The organism is Mycobacterium farcinogenes (assembly GCF_019739075.1).
GTDB classification, from domain to species: Bacteria; Actinomycetota; Actinomycetes; order Mycobacteriales; family Mycobacteriaceae; genus Mycobacterium; species Mycobacterium senegalense.
The window spans coordinates 3303025-3320592 of the sequence record NZ_CP081673.1; the positions used below are offsets into that span (position 1 = coordinate 3303025).

Sequence of the window (17568 nt, forward strand, 5' to 3'; positions counted from 1 at the left end):
GGGGCCGACGCTACCCGGGGTGGCTCGACATCGTCGCGTCGAACATGTTCTAGTGCTGGGATGCCGGGTTACACCCATGTCGAGGGTCTCAGTTCCGCCGACGTGCAGCGGCTGCGGGAGGTGTGGGCACCGTTGGCCGATTCGGTGCGGTCGCTGATCGATGCCAGCATCCGCTCGCAGGTCGGTGCCGATGAGGTCGCCGCTGTGCGGGCCCAGATCGACGACGCGACCGCGCGGTTGCGGGCCGAACAGATCGACGGGCCGTTCGGGGTCCAGTTCACCTCGGACGGAGACCGGATGCCGTGGGGAAACCCGGCGATCGGCATCCGCAACCCGATCGCGCCGCCACTGGTGATGGTCAAAGACGCCGACGGCGGGGTGCACACCGACTTCCATCTGGGTGCCGCCTACGAGGGGCCGCCCGGCCACGTCCACGGAGGCATGGTGGCGATGGTGCTCGACCACGTGCTGGGAGAGGTGGCGGCCAGCGACTCGGACCGCCCGCGGTTCACCGGCACGCTGACCATCCGCTATCTGCGGGCCACCCCGCTGGGCGCGCTGCACGCCGAGGGGCGGATCACCCGCACGGACGGAATCAAAGCCTTTGCCTCGGGCCATGTCTCAGATGCCGAGGGCATCACCGCCGAGGCCGAGGGGGTTTTCATCCTGCCGAAGTGGGCCCGCGGCTAGTGTGACTCGGCTGTGGGCTCCACCCGGTCGATCGCGATGTCCTCGAGGCTGCGGGTGATCGTGGTCAACTCGCCGATCAGGATGCGGGCCGCACCGTTGTCGGCGGACAGCGTCGAGGCCACGTTGTGCACGCGACGCAGCGCGGTGGACAGTTCGGCGGTGTCGAGGCTCCACGGCACGGCCGGGCTCGGCGGTGCTCCGCGCAGCGCCTCCACGTAATCGTCGACCGCGGCGATGAACTCGCTGTGCAGTGCCGAGGAAGGGTGCGTCGGGAGGCTGTTCTCCAGCGTGGTGCAGGCACTGGTCACCGAGTTGAGCGCGGTGCGGTAGGACCGTAACCACCGCCGCAGGACCGGCGGGTCCAGACTGGCCGCCCCCCACGCGGCCTCGAAGGCCGCCCGCGCGCGGAATGCCCGCTGCCAGGCCGCCGACAAGATCTCGGCCGGGTGGTCGATCTCGTGGACGAATGCCTTGATCACCAGCGCGGCGTAGTCGATCTCGGTCATCAGCAGTTCCCCGGCGCGCTGGCGCAGCCGGATCAGGTCGTGGTCGGGCAGCGCCACGTGCGCCATCACCGCCAACGCGCCGCCGATCAGCACCGCGAACAGCCGGTCGGCGTTGCCCGACCACGGTGCCGCGGCGCCCACCCCGACGGCGAACATCACGATCGCCCCGACCGCCGCGCCGACGGCCAGGTAGCCGAACTGCGCGACACCGTAGGCCAGTCCGACGAACAGCAGCGCACACACCGCTGAGCCGACCGGACCGGGTTGCCAGATGAAGGTCAGCAGGCAGGCCACGACGATGCCGACGCAGAGGCCGGCGATCCGCCCGGCGCATCGGGTGTAGGTGTGTGCGGTCTCCGGGCGCAGCACCACCACGATCGCCAGCGGCATCCAGTAGCCGTGTTCCAGTCCGCCGTAGCGAGCCGCGGCGACCGCCAGTGCCGTCGTCACCGACAGCCGGATCGCGTGCCGCAGGATGGGGGAGGTCCAGGTCAGGTGGGAGCGCACCACGGCGGGCGCCGAAGCCAGCGAGCCGATCAGGTCGGGCCGGTGCAACTGGCCGAAGCGCAGGACGGCGGCCTCCCGCAGCTGTTCACAGAATCGTTGCGCCAGTGCGGCTTCGGGACCTGTCACGGCAGCTGCGGCGGTATGGACGCGCACCAGGGCATGCTCAGCGTCCCGTCGGGCGGTGTGACCGTGATCGGCGATCGCGTCGAGCAGCGCCGCGGCGGCGGTCAACAGTTGCGGCAGCCCGTTGTCGGCCGCGGATTCGTCGTCGGTGTCGCCGCGTTCGGCGGTGGCGTGCAGTGACGCCAAGGTGCCGGCCAGGCGTTCCGGTAGCCGATATCCCCCGTGGTAGGCGCGCGGGCGCTGGCTGACCTGACTGTCGGCGAACACCTCACGCAGCCAGGTCAACGGTGCGTCGTCGACATCGGTGGCGCTGTTCGCCGCGACGTTGCGAGAGTCGGCGGCCAATGACCGGTAGGCGCGGGTGAGGCCTTCGCGCTGGGCCCGCCAACGCCGCGGCGGCCACACGGCGATCAGTACCGCCTGTACCACTCCGGCCAGCACCACCAGGAAAGGTGCCAAAATCACCTGGCCGACGGTCGGTGCGACGGGCGGTGCCAGCACCAGCAGTGCGCTCGCTGCCGAGGCCACCAGGCCGGCATTGGCCCCGAGCGACCACTGCATGCCCGCGGCGAAGCACCACAGCGCCACCACGGCGACGAACGTCGGGCTGTGCCCGCCGGCGAGGGTGCCGAGCAGTACCGCGATGGCCAGTTCCACGGAGCCGGTGACCACCAGCGGGATTCGGCCGCCGGGGCTGCGTTGCAGCGCGATCGCGCCGGCGATCACGCCGCCGCTCAGCGTCCACATCGCGGTGGCACCCGACCCCCACGCCATGGCGACAGCTGTCACTGCCAGGACGCCGATCAGGCTTCGGAGAACCGCGCCGGCGTCGGGGGTGCCCAGCCGGAGCGCGTCGGCTGCCTGTCCACCCGTGTGCACCACTCCATTCTCACTCGCTGCGGGCCGTGGGTGTGACAACCACCCTCGCGTGGCGGAAATCGGTGCGGCGGTAGGTTCTCCCATCGTGGAGAAAGTCATCGTTCTGCTGCGCGCGGCGCACTCGGATCAACAGTGGTGCGAGCGGCTGCGCACCCGTGCCGCCGACGAACTGCCGGCGCTCGGGGTCGGCGGCCTTGCGGTCAACGTCCGCGACGACGCCGTGCGCGATTCTCTGATGACGTTGACGACGTTGGACCCGCCCGTGGTTGCGGTGGTGAGCCTGTGGGTTCAGCAGTACTACGGTGCGCAGGTCGAGCGGGCATTGGAAATTCTTGGCGGCGAATGTGATTCGCTTGCGGCGTATCTGGTCACCGAATCGGTTCCGATGGCCGCACCGCCCACCGCCGCGGGTGAGCGGACCCACGGCCTGGCCAACATCGCGTTGCTGCGCCGGCCCGCGGACCTGGACCGATCCACCTGGTTGCACCGCTGGCACGTCGACCACACCCCGGTGGCCATCGAAACCCAGGACACGTTCGGCTACACGCAGAACACGGTGGTCCGCGCCCTCACCGAGGACGCCCCGGCCATCGACGGCATCGTCGAGGAGTTGTTCCGTCAGGAAGCGGTGTCGGATTTGCACGCGTTCTTCGGTGCGGCCGACGATGACGATCTGGCCGACCGCATGCGTCGCATGGTGGCCAGCACGGATGCCTTCGGCGCCAGCAGCAACATCGACACCGTGCCGACCAGTCGTTACGTCTATGCCACCCCGTTTTCCGACGGGCTGCCCGCACCCGCCCGGTCAGAGTGAAACGTGTTCTAGTTAGGCTGCAGCGGTCACGGCGCGCACGCGAGGAGTGTTGGAGATGACCCTGCTGATCGAGGACAACAATCGGGTTCGCACGCTGACCCTGAACCGCCCGGATGCGCTCAATGCGTTCAACGAGGCGTTGTATGACGAGACGACGGTCGCCCTGCGGGCCGCGGCCGAGGATCCCGACGTGGCGGTGGTGCTGCTGACCGGAGCCGGCCGGGCCTTCAGCGCGGGCAACGACCTCGTCGAGATGCAGACCCGTATCACCAATCCCGAGTTCACCCCGGGTGAGCACGGCTTCTACGGGATGATCGACGTGATCGCCGATTTCCCGAAGCCGCTGATCTGCGCGGTCAACGGGGTGGGCGTGGGTATCGGGGCCACCATCCTCGGCTATGCCGACCTCGCGTTCATGTCGTCGACGGCCCGGCTGAAGTGCCCGTTCACCAGCCTCGGTGTGGCGCCGGAGGCGGCGTCGTCGTATCTGATGCCGCGCTTGCTCGGCCGGCAGAACGCCGCCTGGCTGTTGCTGTCGTCGGAATGGTTGAGCGCGGCCGAGGCCCTCGAGATGGGCCTGGTATGGAAGGTCTGTGAGCCCGAGGAGCTGCTGGCCGAGGCTCGCCGCCATGCCGAAATTCTTGCGGCCAAGCCGATTTCGAGTCTGATCGCCGTCAAGCAGGCCATGGTGGCGCCGATCCGCGATCAGATCGCAGCCGCGGTCGAGCGGGAGAAGGCGCTGTTCGTCGAGCTGGTCGGCGCGGCGGCCAACGTCGACGCGTTGGCGCAGTTCGCCGATCGCAAGCGTTAGCGGGTCATCCGGGACGGGCAGCCGTTGACCTGCGGCGGGCACTCGCCGGCGGCTTGATGGGCGGCGATGATGGCGCGGATGGTGCGCCGGCACCGTCCGCAATCGGCCCCGGCGCCGCAGGCCTCGGCCACCTCTTTGGAGGTCCGCGCGCCGGCCTCCACGATTTCGTTGACGACCTGACTGGTCGCCCCGGTGCACAGGCAGACGAACATCAGTCGTCCTGCTCGTCGACGTTCATGATGTAGGCCAACTTGCCCACGAACAGGCTCGGATACGCGCCGAAACCGGCCGTGGTCATCCACTCGGCGGCCGCGTCGGGGTGGTCGATCCACTGCCGGGCGCTGATCTCGTCGGAGACCTCCTGCAGGATCATCACTTCCTGGCCGTCGTCGAGCGCCTGGTAGACCCAGATCTTGCGGATGCCGCCCTGCTCGAAGCGGTCGAGGCCGTCGTGCACCTTGCGCATCAGCGTGGGGACGTCGTCGACGGTGGCGACGGCACCGACGATCACCCCGGCCACGTGTCCTTGCGGGGACGGTTCGGTCACGTCGATTTTCTCGACCACTTCACCGCCGAATATCGGCGGAATATCTTCGACGCCGGAAATGTCGAACCACTCGAAAATCGCCGGGGAACGCAACACGTCACGGATCGACCGGGCATGGCGAATGCCGATGGTCACCAATACCCGCCCGGGCTCCCAAATTGATTTGTAGAGAACCACGTGATGCGCGCCGATAGACAATAATCCAGACCGGTGCTTCTTCATCCATTTCCACATCTGTTCGACGTCATCGACGCGGAAATCGCAGGAGAGTATGAGCGAGTGCAAATCGTACTCACTCATTTGATACCGGCCTTTCTTTCGTGCTGCGGCAAGAGATTAGCGCAGTCTAACCTTAGTTAGGACAGCCAGTCCACTCTTGGTGGCCACGCCTCGGCCCAGTTGCGTCCACTGCTCCGTCAATGTGCCATGAACACGCCGAATTGGCCGTCGAACATTGCGCTGGTCCATGCTTTCTGCACTAGATTGGATGTGCACGACAGACGGCAACACTTGACCAGCCCTCAAGGTGCTTAGGAGTCACGATGCAAGGCGATCCAGATGTTCTGAAATTGCTCAATGAGCAATTGACAAGCGAACTCACCGCAATTAACCAGTATTTCCTGCATTCCAAAATGCAGGACAATTGGGGATTTACGGAACTGGCGGAACATACCCGCGCCGAGTCCTTCGAAGAGATGCGGCACGCGGAGACCATCACCGACCGAATCCTGCTCTTGGACGGCCTGCCCAACTATCAGCGACTGTTTTCGCTGCGGGTAGGCCAGACGCTTCGGGAACAGTTCGAGGCCGATCTGGCGATCGAGTATGAGGTGGTGGCCCGATTGAAGCCGGGAATCATCATGTGCCGGGAGAAGCAAGACGCCACGTCGGCGGGGATTCTGGAGAAGATCCTGGCCGATGAGGAAGGCCATATCGATTACCTGGAGACCCAGCTGGAGCTCATGGAGAAGCTCGGCGACGCGCTCTATGCGGCGCAGTGCGTCTCCCGGCCGCCGCAGTGACGGTGCGGTAGTACCGCCGCCGTTTCGGTCGAAACCGCCCTGGGTAGCCCGGTCACCGCCGGTCGCCCGGGGCGATTTCGTTCGCGCTGTAACTTCCATAGCTTATCTAACGATATGGTGGTTGAAACCGGCAGGCTGATGAAAGGAAGTCATGGCGAGCCCATCAACCACCACCGAGCAGACCTCTGGTGCGGCACTGCTCGGTGTGCGCAGGCGCAATCTGGTGTTCGTCGCCGTGCTGCTCGGCATGCTGCTGGCCTCGCTGAACCAGACCATCGTCGCGACGGCCCTGCCGACGGTGGTGGCAGATCTCGGTGGCGCCGGCCACCAGGCGTGGGTGGTCACCAGCTATCTGCTTGCCTCGACCGTGGTCACTGCCGTGGTCGGCAAAGTCGGCGACATCTTCGGCCGCAAGGCGGTGTACCAGGCCGCGGTGCTGTGTTTTCTCATCGGATCGGTGCTGAGCGGTCTGTCCGGTTCGATGGTCATGCTGGTGGCCGCGCGGGCGCTGCAGGGGATCGGCGGCGGCGCGATCATGGTGACTTCGTCCGCGCTGATCGCCGAGGTCATCCCGCTGCGGGACCGCGGGCGCTACCAGGGGGCGCTCGGGGCGGTCTTCGGTGTCACGACCGTGGCCGGCCCGCTACTGGGCGGTTTCGTCACCGATCACCTCGGCTGGCGATGGGCGTTCTGGCTGAGCATCCCTGTCGCCCTGGTCGTGCTCGTGGTCGCCGCGGCCACCATCCCGGCGCTCACCTCCCGCCCGGCCCGCCCGGTGATCGACTACGCCGGGATCGTCTGGGTCGGGATCGGTGCTTCCGGTCTCACCCTGGCCACCAGCCTCGGGGGTGAATTGGCCTGGACGTCACCGACGATCATCGGTCTGGTGGTCGGATCGGTGCTGGCGCTGGCGATGTTCGTCCGCGCCGAAACCAAAGCGGCCGAACCGATTCTGCCGATGCGGCTGTTCGGCAACCCGGTCTTCACGATGTGCTGCGTGCTGTCGCTGGTGGTCGGTTTCGCGATGCTCGGCGCATTGACCTTCATGCCGACGTTCATGCAGTTCGTGGACGGTGTGTCCCCGTCCGAATCCGGCCTGCGCACGATGCCGATGGTGGTGGGCCTGCTGATCACCTCGACGGTCAGCGGCAGCCTGGTGGGGCGCACAGGTCGCTACAAGATCTATCCGGTGGCCGGGACGGCCGTCATGCTTGTCGGTTTCGTGCTGCTGTCGCGAATGAACGCCGCGACGCCGATTCCGTTGCAGTCGCTGTACCTGTTGATCCTCGGAGCCGGTATCGGCATGTGCATGCAGGTGCTCGTCCTCATCGTGCAGAACACCTCGGACTTCGCCGATCTGGGCGTCGCGACGTCCGGCGTGACGTTCTTCCGGACCATCGGAAGTTCTTTCGGTGCGGCGATTTTCGGTTCGCTGTTCGCCGGCTTTCTCTCGGACCGGCTACCGGGCGCCCTGGCGGCGAGCGGAGCCCCGCCTGTCGCCGGCGCCTCGCCCAAGGCGCTGCACGAGTTGCCGCCCGAGGTCGCCGCCCCCATCGTCAACGCCTATGCCGATGCACTGGATCTGGTCTTCCTGTGCGCCGCGCCGGTGGCGCTGGTGGGCTTGATCGTCGCGCTGTTCCTCAAGGAAGTGCCGTTGGTCGAGGCCGAGGCGACGCTGGCCGCCGACCTCGGCGAGGGCTTCGGCATGCCGAGCGCGGAATCCTCGGACCAGGTTCTGGAAACGGTGGTCAGCCGCCTGATGCGGAGTTCGCCCGAGGTGCGGCTGCGCAGCGTCGCCGGGACGGCGGGATGCGAACTGGATGTGGCCGGGCTGTGGGCGCTGCTCAAGATCTACCGGCACAACCAGATCTTCGGCTCCGCCCGCCTCACCGACATCGCCGACCGGCTCGTGGTGCCCTATGAGGTGCTCGAGCCGACGTTCAACCGCCTGGTGCAGGACGGATATGTGCTGCGCACCGGGGACAGCCTGTGGCTTACCCAGAAGGGCGTGCAGCAGGTCGACGGCGTGTCGGCCGCACTGGTCGGGCGGATCGTCGACAAACTGGGCGAATCGGCGTCATTCGGAGGCCGCCCGGACCGGGCACAGGTGGAGGCCGCTCTCGAGCGGATCGCTCACCGCGTGGTGGTGCAACGAGACTGGGGTGACGACGACCGGGCCGGCGAGCTGAGTGGTTCGGGGGCGAAAAACTAGAACTTGTTCCAGAAACGCCGCAGCGCGCGTACGATTCGGCCATGAGCCGTATCGGAGAATTTCCCGACGACGACGTGGCCGGCTGGATCCTCAAGTCTCCCGAGATCGGCACCGCCATGGCCAACTTCACCAACGCGGTGTACACCAAGGGGCGGCTGCCGTTGCGGGTGCGCGAGTTGGCTCGGATGGTGATCGCGCTCGACAACGAGTGCGCGGTGTGCCAGAACACCCGCGACTCCGACGGGGTCGCGGCCGGGGTGGACGAAGATCTCTACGATCACGCCGCCGAGTGGCAGACCTGGCCGGGCTACAGCGCACAGGAGCGGATCGCCGCCGAGTTCGCGCACCGCTTCGCCACCGGTCACACCGAGCTGCGTGACGACGAGGACTTCTGGGAGCGCGCCGGCGAACAATTCGATGCCGAGCTGCTGACCGACCTGGCGTTGTCGTGCGCGATGTGGCTCGGGATGGGTCGGATGTTGCGGACGCTCGACATCGGCCAAACCTGCAAGATCACCCTGTGACGCCGCCGGTCCGGGCGCACAATTGAGGTCGTGACAGCTGGATCTCCCGGATCGGCCAAACCGCTGGCTGCGGCCGCTATCGCCCAGCTGGAGTCCGACGGGGTCGCGACACTGATCGGCACTGTGGTCGGTCCGGCCGGGTTGACCCACGCGAAAACCGTTCCGCTGCGGCGGATGGGCATCTTCGCCGACCCCGGTCTGGGCGCCAGCCCGGTGTTCCATGCGTTCACCATCGACCAGACCGGGATCGCCATGAGTGCCGAGATCGGCGTGGTGGGGGATCAGCGTATCCGCATCGACCTCGGCGCACTCCGCATCCTCGGCGATGGATTGGCTTGGGCCCCAGCGGCTTTCTACAATCAGGACGGATCCGTGGATCCCTACTGCACGCGCGGGGTACTCCAGCGCGTGCAGGACCGGCTGGATGCCGCCGAGCTGACCGCACTCGTCGGCCACGAGGTGGAGTTCGTGCTCGTCGGGCCCGACGGGAGCCGGCTCCCGTCACTGTTGTGGGCGCAGTACGGGTTGGCCGGAGTGCTGGAGTTCGAGGGATTCGTCCGAGATGTCACCGATGCGGCCAACAACTCCGGAGTGGCGATCGAACAATTCCATCCCGAGTACGGGTCCAATCAGTTCGAGATCTCGCTGGCGCCGTTGCCGCCGGTGGCCGCCGCCGACCAGTTGGTCCTCATGCGGATCATCGTGGCCCGGGTCGCGCGGCGCTACGGATTCCGAGTCAGCCTGTCTCCGTTGCCGTTTGCCGACGGTGTGGGTTCCGGTGCACACCAACATTTTTCCCTGGCCCGGGCCAGGGACCCGTTGTTCTCCGGCGGTGCCGGGATGCGGGGGATGACGCCGGAGGGCGAGTCCGCGCTGGCCGGGCTGCTCGCCGGGCTGCCCGCAGCCCAGGGGGTGCTGTGCGGATCGGTGCTCTCCGGGTTGCGCATCCGGCCGGGCTACTGGGCGGGCGCCTACAACTGCTGGGGCACCGAGAACCGCGAAGCCGCCGTGCGTTACCTGATCGGTGGTCCCAGCAACCCGTACGGCGCCAACGTCGAGGTGAAGGTCATCGACCCGTCAGCCAACCCGTACCTGGCGACCGCGACCATCCTCGGGTTGGCCCAGCACGGCATCGACAACGGTTTGACGCTGGGCCCGGAGGTCGTCGTCGACCCGGCCTCGCTCAGCGATGCCCGCCGTGCCGAAGGCGATGTCGTGCAGTTGTCCGATCGCCAGGCTGACAATCTCGCCGCACTGGATTCCTCGGCACTGATCCGGGAAATACTCGGCGATCAGGCCGTGGATGCGGTGCTCGCGGTCCGCACCTACGAGCGGGAGAACTTCGGTGCCCTGGACGCCGAGCAACTCACCGAGCGGTTCCGCATGGCCTGGAGCGTGTGAGCACACGCGGACGTTTGCCGGTGGTCGGCGATGGCAATATCGATCCGATGATCGGAACACTTCGCTCCATCGTGCTGGACTGCCGGGATCCGCGGGCGTTGGCCGAGTTCTACGCCGGGTTACTGGGCGGAGACACCGCCGCCGAAGACGACACGTGGGTCGTCGTGACAGACCCGGCCGGAAGGCGGGTCGCATGTCAGTACTCGCCGCAGCACCGGCCACCGGACTTCCCCGATCCGCGGGGATCCCAGCAGATCCATCTCGACATCCAGGTCGACGATGTGGATGAGGCCCAGCGCCAAGTGCTGGCGCTGGGCGCCACCCGGGTCGACGATGCCGTCGGGGAGGAGAACTTCCGGGTGTTCCGGGATCCGGCCGGCCACCCGTTCTGCCTGGTCTGGGGGGTCGGCTAGCCGCGCGTCGGGTCAAACCAGCCCGGTGGCGTCGAACACCCACGACATATCCGCGGTGGCGAAGTTCTCCAGCCAGTCCGGCGGGGCGTGGTTGGCCAGGGCGCCCATGTCCCAGTAGTCCTTCCACAGCGTCACCTTGCCGTGCTCGACCCGGTGTACGGTGACGAACTTCAGTACAGCGGATTCGCCTGTGGCCCAGTGCCATTCCTCGTGGTGCTCGTACATGGCATCGCGACCGTTGTCGACGAGCAGGCCTGGGAAGTTCTGGTAGGAGGTCAGCGGTTCGAGGCCGATCTTGAGGCGCTTGACGATGTCTTCAGGTCCCTTGGCCGCCGCCGCGGGACCCACCGGCATGTCGAGGTAGATGCAGTCGTCGGACAGGTAGGTCTTGAGGGTGTCCCAGTCGCGCGCCGACAGCGCTTTCCACATGCCGTGGACGGTTTCTTCGATGGTTATGTCTTCAACGGACACTGATCAGCTCACTGTTCTCGGCGGAGATCGACGGGGTCTGGTGTGCGGCTCGGAGGAACCGGCCGGTGCGTTGCTTGCCGACGAGGTCGGTCAGCTGACCGTCGGCGAACACGGTGCGACCGCCGACCAGGACGGCGGTGACGGTCTGGTCGTTGCGATTCACCATGCGGGACAAGCCGCCGTACTGCTCGACGGTGTCCTCGGCGTAGGCGTCGAGGACACCGTCGAGATGTTCGGGGTCGACGATCACCACGTCGGCGCGGTCCCCGATGCGCAGGTGACCGGCATCGATGCGGTACCAGTCGGCGAGCTCGCCGGTGAGCCGGTGCACGGCCTGCTCGATCGACATGAACGGCGCGCCCGCCCGCTCGGCGTCGCGCACGTGCCGAAGCAGCCGTAGTCCCATGTTGTAGAACGCCATGTTGCGCAGGTGCGCGCCGGCGTCGGAGAACCCGAGCTGGATCCCGGGATCGCGGGCCAGCTTCTTGAGCACCTCCGGCCGGTGGTTGGAGATCGTGGTGCGCCACCGCAGCGCGGTGCCGTGCTCGAGCACCAGGTCCAGGAAGGCGTCGACCGGGTGCAGTTCGCCCCGCTCCTGCCCGACTTGGCCGAACGATTTGCCGACCACGGATTCGTCGGGACAGGCGACGATCTCGGCATCGAAGAAGTCTCGATGCCAGACCCGCACGCCGAATTTGTTGTCGTAGTCCTTGCGGAACTTGCGCCGGTATTCCTCGTCGCGCAGCAGCTCGTTGCGCTCGAGTTCGTCGCGCAAGTGCAGAGCCGCTGCGCCGGAACCGAATTCCTCGAACACGACGAGGTCGATGCCGTCGGCGTACACCTCGAACGGCACCGGCAGGTGCTGCCAGCGGAAGTTGCCGCCGAGCTTGTTCACCAAGCGCGCCACGGGCCCCATGATCGCGATCGAGTACGGGTTGGCCTTGATGTCCGCAGCCGAGAGCAGGCTGGTCTTCAGATTGCTCCGGAACAACCCCAGCGACTGGGCCAACTGTGAGACCAGGTTGAACGGGTTCTGGATGTCCGGACCGGATTGCAGCACCCGACCCGAGCGGCGCAGCAACGACTTGAGCCGGCGCAGCTCCCGAGGTTTGGCGTAGGTCGAAGGCAGGGTGCGGGATCGGCAGGTGTCGCCGTCGATCTTGTCGAAGAGCAGCTGCTGCGACGACATTCCGACGAAGCCGGCGTCCAGGGCCTCCGCGAGCATCTGCTCCATCCGGGACTGCTCGGCAGCAGTGGGCCGCTCGTCCTTGCGGGTGGCACGGTCGAGGCCCATCACCGCGGTGCGCATGTCGGAATGCCCGATGAACGCGGCCAGGTTGGGGCCCAGCGGCAGGCTCTCCAGTGCCGTCACATATCCGTTGCAGTCGGTCCAGGTCTTGTGGCTGTCCACCACGTCGATGACGTGGCCCCTCGGGATGGCCTCGACCCGGCCGAACAGGTCACCCGCGTCGACACCGCCGACGTGAACCGTCGACAGTGAGCAGGAGCCGAGCATCACGGTCGTCACCCCGTGCCGCAGGGACTCCGACAGCGACGGGCCGGCCAGCACCTCGACGTCGTAGTGGGTGTGGATGTCCAGAATTCCCGGCATCACCCACTTGTCGGTGGCGTCGATGACCTGGGGGCAGTCCGTCTCGTCGAGAGGCTCGGGGGAGATGGCGACCACGTGCCCGCTGCGAATGCCGATGTTGCGGACCGCCGACGGCGCGCCGGTGCCGTCGAACCAGCGGCCGTTGCGAATGATTGTGTCGAAGCTCACTCAGTCATAGAACAGGCCGCGCAATGCCGGTGTCAATGAAAATGGTGAACAGATTCGAAAAAATGTCTACTGAACCCGCCGGGACCGGCTCACCTGGGGTTACAGCGGAGCCCAGACGTCCGGTACGCGCCCGTCGAGGTCGCTGAATCCGTAGTGACGGGCCAGCGCGGCCGAGCTGACGGAGCGTTGGTTCCAGCGGGCCCGATCAGGGTCGGCGGCCACCGCGGCTATGCCGCGACCGACGAACCTGGGGGACTCGGACTCGGCGAACCCGGGTGGGGCCGCCGGGTAACCGTCCGTGCGGGCCAAGTCGAGTGCGCCCCGCCAATTGGCTTCGGTGACGCCGTAGTTGTCGAGCATCATCTCCGAGCGCAGCCAGCCCGGGGTGACCGCCACGGCGGTGGCGCCGAATGCGGCGAGCTCGTGCCCATGGCTGAACGCCAGGCGGTTCACCGCCGACTTGACCAGATCGTAGAACACCGACAGTCGTGGGTTGTCAGCATTGAATTCGGTTGTCCCGTCGGTGATCTCGACCAAAAGGCCGCCGGGTTGGTCGGCGAGCAGCGGCAGGATGCAATGCGAGGTGATCAAATGGGTGTCCAGCCCGAGCCGCAGCATCCGTAATCCGTCGTCGAGATCGTGCTGCCACATGGGCCGGCCCCACGTATCGGGCGGCCCCTTGAGGATCTCGGCGCCCCAGATGTCGTTGACCAGGATGTCGATGTGCCCGTAATCGGCCTTGAGCCGGCCGGCCAGCATGCGGACCTGCGTCACATCGAGGTGGTCGACCTGGACGGCGACGCCCGACCCGCCCAGTGCCGTGACCAGTTCGGCGGTTTCCTCGATGGTTTCGGGACGATGGTAGTCAGAGTCGCGGCTTCCGCACCGGCTGCTGCGCCCCGTGCACACCACGGTGGCGCCGACCTCGCCCAGTGCCGCCGCGATACCCCGGCCCGCACCTCGGGTGGCCCCGGCCACCACGGCGATACGGCCCCGCAGCGCGTCCGGGTCCGGTGTCCAGCCCATCGAACGAGTATCCCGCCGAATGCGCGTCCATAGCTGCGGTTCGGGATATCGGCGCATACTTGCCGAGGTGACCCCATTGCAGCGCTACATCGCTGAGGAAATCGCAACCGACCACCTCGACGGGTTGCTGTCACGCCGCGAGGCCCTGCGCCGGTTGGGTCTGCTGGGAATCGGCGCCACCGCGGCTGCTGCACTCATCGCGGCGTGCGGGGAAACGAAGGAGTCAGCTGTCGGCTCGGCACCCGGTGCGACGTCTGGCGCAGCCCCGAAACCGGCCGAGCCACCGGGGATCCGGGGCGCACTGCCCACCAGTGAGGTGAGTTGGACCGGGGAAGGCGGTGAGTTGCGGGGAGCCTGGGCCGCCGCCCCGCAACCCAGAGGCGGCGTTCTGGTGATCCACGAGAACAAGGGACTCACCGACCACATCCGCTCGGTCGCCGGCCGGTTCGCCGGTATCGGATATTCGGCCCTCGCGATCGACCTGCTCTCGGCTCAAGGCGGCACCGCCGCTTTCGCCGACCCGGCTGACGCGACCGCCGCATTGAGCCGGATCGAACCGCAGGAGTTCATCAGCTACCTGAATTCCGGTATCGCGGAGCTGCAACGGCGAGTGCCCGGCCACAAGATTGCCGCTGTCGGCTTTTGCATGGGCGGCGGCCTGGTCTGGCGGCTGCTGGCGGCGGGCACCCCGGCATTGGCTGCCGCCGTGCCGTTCTACGGTCCGGCGCCGGAAGATCCGGACTTCGCCGGTTCGCGCGGCACCGCGGTGCTGGCCTTCTACGGGGCGCTGGACCAGCGGGTCAACGCGACCGAACCGGTGGTGCGCGCGGCCCTGGAGAAGGCCGCGATGGTGCACGAGTTGATCACCGAACCCGACGCCAACCACGCGTTCTTCAACGACACCGGCAACCGCTACGCCCCAGTCGCCGCTGCCGATGCCTGGCACCGCATCCAGGACTGGTTCATCACGCATCTCGCCTGAAGCCGAGCGGTCCCCGGGCTTGTTCAGCGGTTGTTCAAGTCACGGTCGCAGCCTCGTTGTTGACCGCACACGCGGCCCGGTTCTGATCGTGTCATGCGGGTTGTCCAGGTCGCCAACTTCTACGGCCCGCGATCGGGAGGTCTGCGGACCGCTGTCGACCGCTTGGGCGCAGAGTATTGCGCGCTGGGCCACGAGGTGTATCTCATCGTCCCGGGCGCGCAACCGCAGCGGCATGTCCTGGCCAGCGGTGTCGTGCGAATCGCCCTGCCCGCCAGGCTCATCCCGTTCACCGGGGGCTACCGCGCGGTGCTGCCCGGCCCGGTGACCGCGTTGTTGGAGCAGTTGGGGCCCGACGCCATCGAAGTGTCTGACCGGCTGACGCTGAGATCGCTGGGTCCGTGGGGCCGCAGCCGCGGCGTCGCCACCGTGATGATCTCCCACGAACGCCTCGACCGGTTGGTGGGCCAGGTGCTGCCACGGTCGGCGGCGGTCATGGTGGCGGACTTCGCCAATCGTCGTACCGCGGCCAACTACGACGCCGTGGTGTGCACGACGGCCTTCGCGCGCGAGGAATTCGACCGCATCGGCGCGCACAACGTGGCGACCGTTCCGCTCGGGGTGGACCTTGAGCAGTTCCATCCGCGGCGCCGGTGTGCGGCGATGCGCAGTCGATGGGCCGCGCCGCAGCAGACCTTGCTGGTGCACTGCGGCAGGCTGTCGGTCGAGAAGCATGCCCATCGCAGTATCGATACTGTTGCGGCCCTGCAGGATTCAGGTGTCGACGCCCGGCTGGTGGTGGTCGGGGAAGGGCCGTTGCGGGCTCGGCTGCAACGGCAGGCCAGCGGACTGCCAGTGGCATTCACCGGGTACATCGGCTGCCGCGACACCGTGGCAACCATCCTGGCCTCCGCCGATGTCGCGCTCGCACCGGGGCCGCACGAGACCTTCGGCCTGGCCGCGCTGGAGGCGCTGGCCTGCGGTACCCCGGCGGTCGTGTCACGAACGTCAGCCCTGGCCGAGATCCTCACCTGCGACAGCGGAGCCACCGCTGACAACGACGCACAGGCCATCGCCCGCGCGGTCGCCTCGGTGATCGATCGCCCCGAACCATTGCGGCGCAGCAGCGCCCGGCAGCGGGCCGAGCAGTTCACCTGGCCGCGAGCGGCGGCCGGAATGCTCGACGTCCTGGGAGCGCCGTAGCCGCGCCGACTTTTGCGCACGCTGACGCCAGACCTGGTGTGCCCGAACCCGCCGGCCCTATGTTGCCCGGGTCATATTTACGCGCACGCTGTCTGAAGGACGGTTCAGCATGTCCGAAATCACCACAGCCCCAGATTCGTTGGGCCACCAACCGTCGTCGGCGAGCCGGCAGCTGCGCGGCAACCTCGGGGTGGCCTCGATCGTCTTCATGGTGGTGGCCGCGGCCGCACCTCTCGGTGTGATCGGCGGTGTGGTGCCGTTGGGTATCGCGTCGGGCAACGGCGCCGGATTCCCCGCCACGTTCCTCGCCTCCACGGTGGTGCTGCTGCTGTTCGCGGTCGGCTTCACCGCGATGACGCCGTATGTCGATGAAGCGGGCGCTTTCTTCTCCTACGTTCGACAATCGCTCGGACTGCCCACCGGCATCGGAATCGCATTCGTGGCACTGGTGAGTTACGTCGCGCTGGAAGCGGGGGTGTACGGACTGCTCGGTCCCGCCGGAGCCGGCGTCCTCAAGCTGGCAGGCGGGCCGGAGCTGCCGTGGTGGGTGTTCGCGGCGGTAGCGTTCGCCGTCACCACCTACCTCGGCTACCGCAACATCGAGCTGTCCAGCCGCGTACTCGGCGTGCTGCTGACGGCGGAGATCGCGATCGTGCTGGTGCTCGACCTGGTGATCGTGGCCAACGGCGGTGATCGCGGACTGTCCTCAGGCATCGTGAACCCTGGTGCGATCTTCTCCGGATCACTGGGCATCGGGCTGCTTTTCGCGATCATCAGTTACGTCGGGTTCGAGGCCACGGCGATTTTCCGCGACGAGGCGCGGACCCCGGAGCGGACGATTCCGCGGGCCACCTATCTGGCGCTCATCCTGATCGGGGTCTTCTATGCGGTCACCAGTTGGGCGCTGATCTCGGGGTGGGGCGACGAGCAGGCGATCGCGCGGGCCACCGATTCCGGCTCCACCTTCCTCGGCGACACCGCGCACCGGTACATCGGAGCGGCGGGTGCCGACATCATCACAGTGCTGTACTTCACCAGCCTGTTCGCCTGCATTCTGGCCTTCCACAATGTCGCGTCGCGGTACGTGTTCGCGCTCGCGCAGCGCGACGTGCTGCCCGTGCGGCTCAGCCAACCGCACGACCGGCACGGCTCGCCGCACCAGGCTTCGCTGTGGATCTCCGGTGTCGTGGCGGCCGGCGTGCTGGTGGCGGTGGTGTTCGAGCTGGATCCCGCCGCCCAGTTCTACACCTGGTTCGCCGGGGCGACGACTGTCGGTGTGGTGCTGCTGATGATCGCTACCAGTGTCGCCGTGCTGGTCTACTTCGCCCGCGATCGGCACGGCCATTCGCTGTGGCGGGTGCGGATCGCCCCGGCGCTCGGTCTGGCGGGCCTGCTGGGCGCGTTGGTGTTGATCCTGGCCAATCTCAGTGACCTCGTCGGCGGTTCCGCTGTACTGGCCTGGGTGATCGTCGGTGTGCTGGCCGCCGCGTTCGCAGCCGGTGTGACAATCGGCCGTCGGGTCGGCGCCGCCACCGCATGACGACGACCCGAATCACCTCACGGGATCCTGCGGAATCGGGCACATCACACCACGGCGGGGAGAGATAATCGACGTGGTCGGGGTGGATCTCAGGGGGCTCGGGTGTTTCGACTTGCAGCG

17 protein-coding genes are annotated in these 17568 nt (G+C 67.3%); 11 read left to right on the forward strand and 6 right to left on the reverse strand.

What is annotated here, in order from left to right:
* Positions 1-60: 60 nt before the first annotated feature.
* Entirely contained in the window at positions 61-690 is a 630-nt protein-coding gene (locus tag K6L26_RS15620; RefSeq protein WP_221850698.1) for a PaaI family thioesterase, read from the forward strand.
* On the opposite strand, the gene K6L26_RS15625 is transcribed toward K6L26_RS15620, so the two are convergent.
* On the reverse strand, positions 687-2705 hold the full coding sequence (locus K6L26_RS15625) for an FUSC family protein (protein WP_221850699.1): 2019 nt from the start codon (positions 2703-2705) through the stop codon (positions 687-689). The genes K6L26_RS15620 and K6L26_RS15625 overlap by 4 nt on opposite strands.
* Before the next feature lie 85 nt (positions 2706-2790).
* On the opposite strand from K6L26_RS15625, the gene K6L26_RS15630 reads away from it, so the two are divergent.
* Positions 2791-3519 (forward strand): EthD domain-containing protein, encoded by a 729-nt coding sequence (locus K6L26_RS15630; protein WP_221850701.1) that lies wholly within the window; start codon positions 2791-2793, stop codon positions 3517-3519.
* Positions 3520-3574: 55 nt separating this feature from the next.
* Positions 3575-4330 (forward strand): enoyl-CoA hydratase/isomerase family protein, encoded by a 756-nt coding sequence (locus K6L26_RS15635; RefSeq protein WP_221850703.1) that lies wholly within the window; start codon positions 3575-3577, stop codon positions 4328-4330.
* On the opposite strand, the gene K6L26_RS15640 is transcribed toward K6L26_RS15635, so the two are convergent.
* Positions 4327-4542: a (2Fe-2S)-binding protein gene (locus K6L26_RS15640; protein WP_085141596.1), complete on the reverse strand. Its 216-nt coding sequence runs from the start codon at positions 4540-4542 to the stop codon at positions 4327-4329. The genes K6L26_RS15635 and K6L26_RS15640 overlap by 4 nt on opposite strands.
* Entirely contained in the window at positions 4542-5177 is a 636-nt protein-coding gene (locus K6L26_RS15645) for a hypothetical protein (protein ID WP_019345483.1), read from the reverse strand. Before K6L26_RS15645 ends, K6L26_RS15640 begins: the two co-directional genes overlap by 1 nt.
* A 242-nt stretch (positions 5178-5419) precedes the next feature.
* Here K6L26_RS15645 and bfr point away from each other — a divergent pair, with 242 nt between their 5' ends.
* The 5 genes from bfr (at position 5420) to K6L26_RS15670 (ending at position 10449) form a co-directional block, all read left to right on the forward strand.
* Positions 5420-5899 carry a bacterioferritin gene (bfr, locus tag K6L26_RS15650; RefSeq protein ID WP_019345482.1) on the forward strand — a complete coding sequence of 160 codons (480 nt, stop codon included), beginning with the start codon at positions 5420-5422 and terminating at the stop codon, positions 5897-5899.
* A 151-nt stretch (positions 5900-6050) separates the two neighbouring features.
* On the forward strand, positions 6051-8111 hold the full coding sequence (locus K6L26_RS15655) for an MDR family MFS transporter (RefSeq protein WP_221850705.1): 2061 nt from the start codon (positions 6051-6053) through the stop codon (positions 8109-8111).
* Between the two features lie 41 nt (positions 8112-8152).
* On the forward strand, positions 8153-8635 hold the full coding sequence (locus K6L26_RS15660) for a carboxymuconolactone decarboxylase family protein (RefSeq protein ID WP_221850707.1): 483 nt from the start codon (positions 8153-8155) through the stop codon (positions 8633-8635).
* Positions 8636-8665: 30 nt separating this feature from the next.
* A complete protein-coding gene (locus tag K6L26_RS15665; protein ID WP_221850709.1) occupies positions 8666-10036 on the forward strand; it encodes a type I glutamate--ammonia ligase in 1371 nt (456 codons plus the stop codon).
* A 47-nt stretch (positions 10037-10083) separates the two neighbouring features.
* On the forward strand, positions 10084-10449 hold the full coding sequence (locus tag K6L26_RS15670; RefSeq protein WP_221850710.1) for a VOC family protein: 366 nt from the start codon (positions 10084-10086) through the stop codon (positions 10447-10449).
* A gap of 12 nt (positions 10450-10461) precedes the next feature.
* Here the strand turns inward: K6L26_RS15670 and K6L26_RS15675 are convergent, their stop codons facing one another.
* The 3 genes from K6L26_RS15675 to K6L26_RS15685 form a co-directional block, all read right to left on the reverse strand.
* On the reverse strand, positions 10462-10878 hold the full coding sequence (locus K6L26_RS15675; protein ID WP_174551621.1) for a nuclear transport factor 2 family protein: 417 nt from the start codon (positions 10876-10878) through the stop codon (positions 10462-10464).
* 31 nt (positions 10879-10909) lie between these two features.
* Positions 10910-12700, reverse strand: coding sequence for an N-acyl-D-amino-acid deacylase family protein (locus tag K6L26_RS15680; RefSeq protein ID WP_221850712.1), 1791 nt, complete (start codon positions 12698-12700; stop codon positions 10910-10912).
* 99 nt (positions 12701-12799) lie between these two features.
* A complete protein-coding gene (locus tag K6L26_RS15685; protein WP_036387212.1) occupies positions 12800-13726 on the reverse strand; it encodes an SDR family oxidoreductase in 927 nt (308 codons plus the stop codon).
* Positions 13727-13793: 67 nt separating this feature from the next.
* Here K6L26_RS15685 and K6L26_RS15690 point away from each other — a divergent pair, with 67 nt between their 5' ends.
* The 3 genes from K6L26_RS15690 to K6L26_RS15700 all read left to right on the forward strand — a co-directional run bounded on the left by K6L26_RS15690 (position 13794) and on the right by K6L26_RS15700 (position 17448).
* Positions 13794-14708 (forward strand): dienelactone hydrolase family protein, encoded by a 915-nt coding sequence (locus K6L26_RS15690; protein WP_221850713.1) that lies wholly within the window; start codon positions 13794-13796, stop codon positions 14706-14708.
* Positions 14709-14801: 93 nt separating this feature from the next.
* A complete protein-coding gene (locus K6L26_RS15695) occupies positions 14802-15908 on the forward strand; it encodes a glycosyltransferase (protein ID WP_036387216.1) in 1107 nt (368 codons plus the stop codon).
* 109 nt (positions 15909-16017) lie between these two features.
* A complete protein-coding gene (locus K6L26_RS15700; protein ID WP_076213989.1) occupies positions 16018-17448 on the forward strand; it encodes an APC family permease in 1431 nt (476 codons plus the stop codon).
* Positions 17449-17568: the final 120 nt, after the last annotated feature.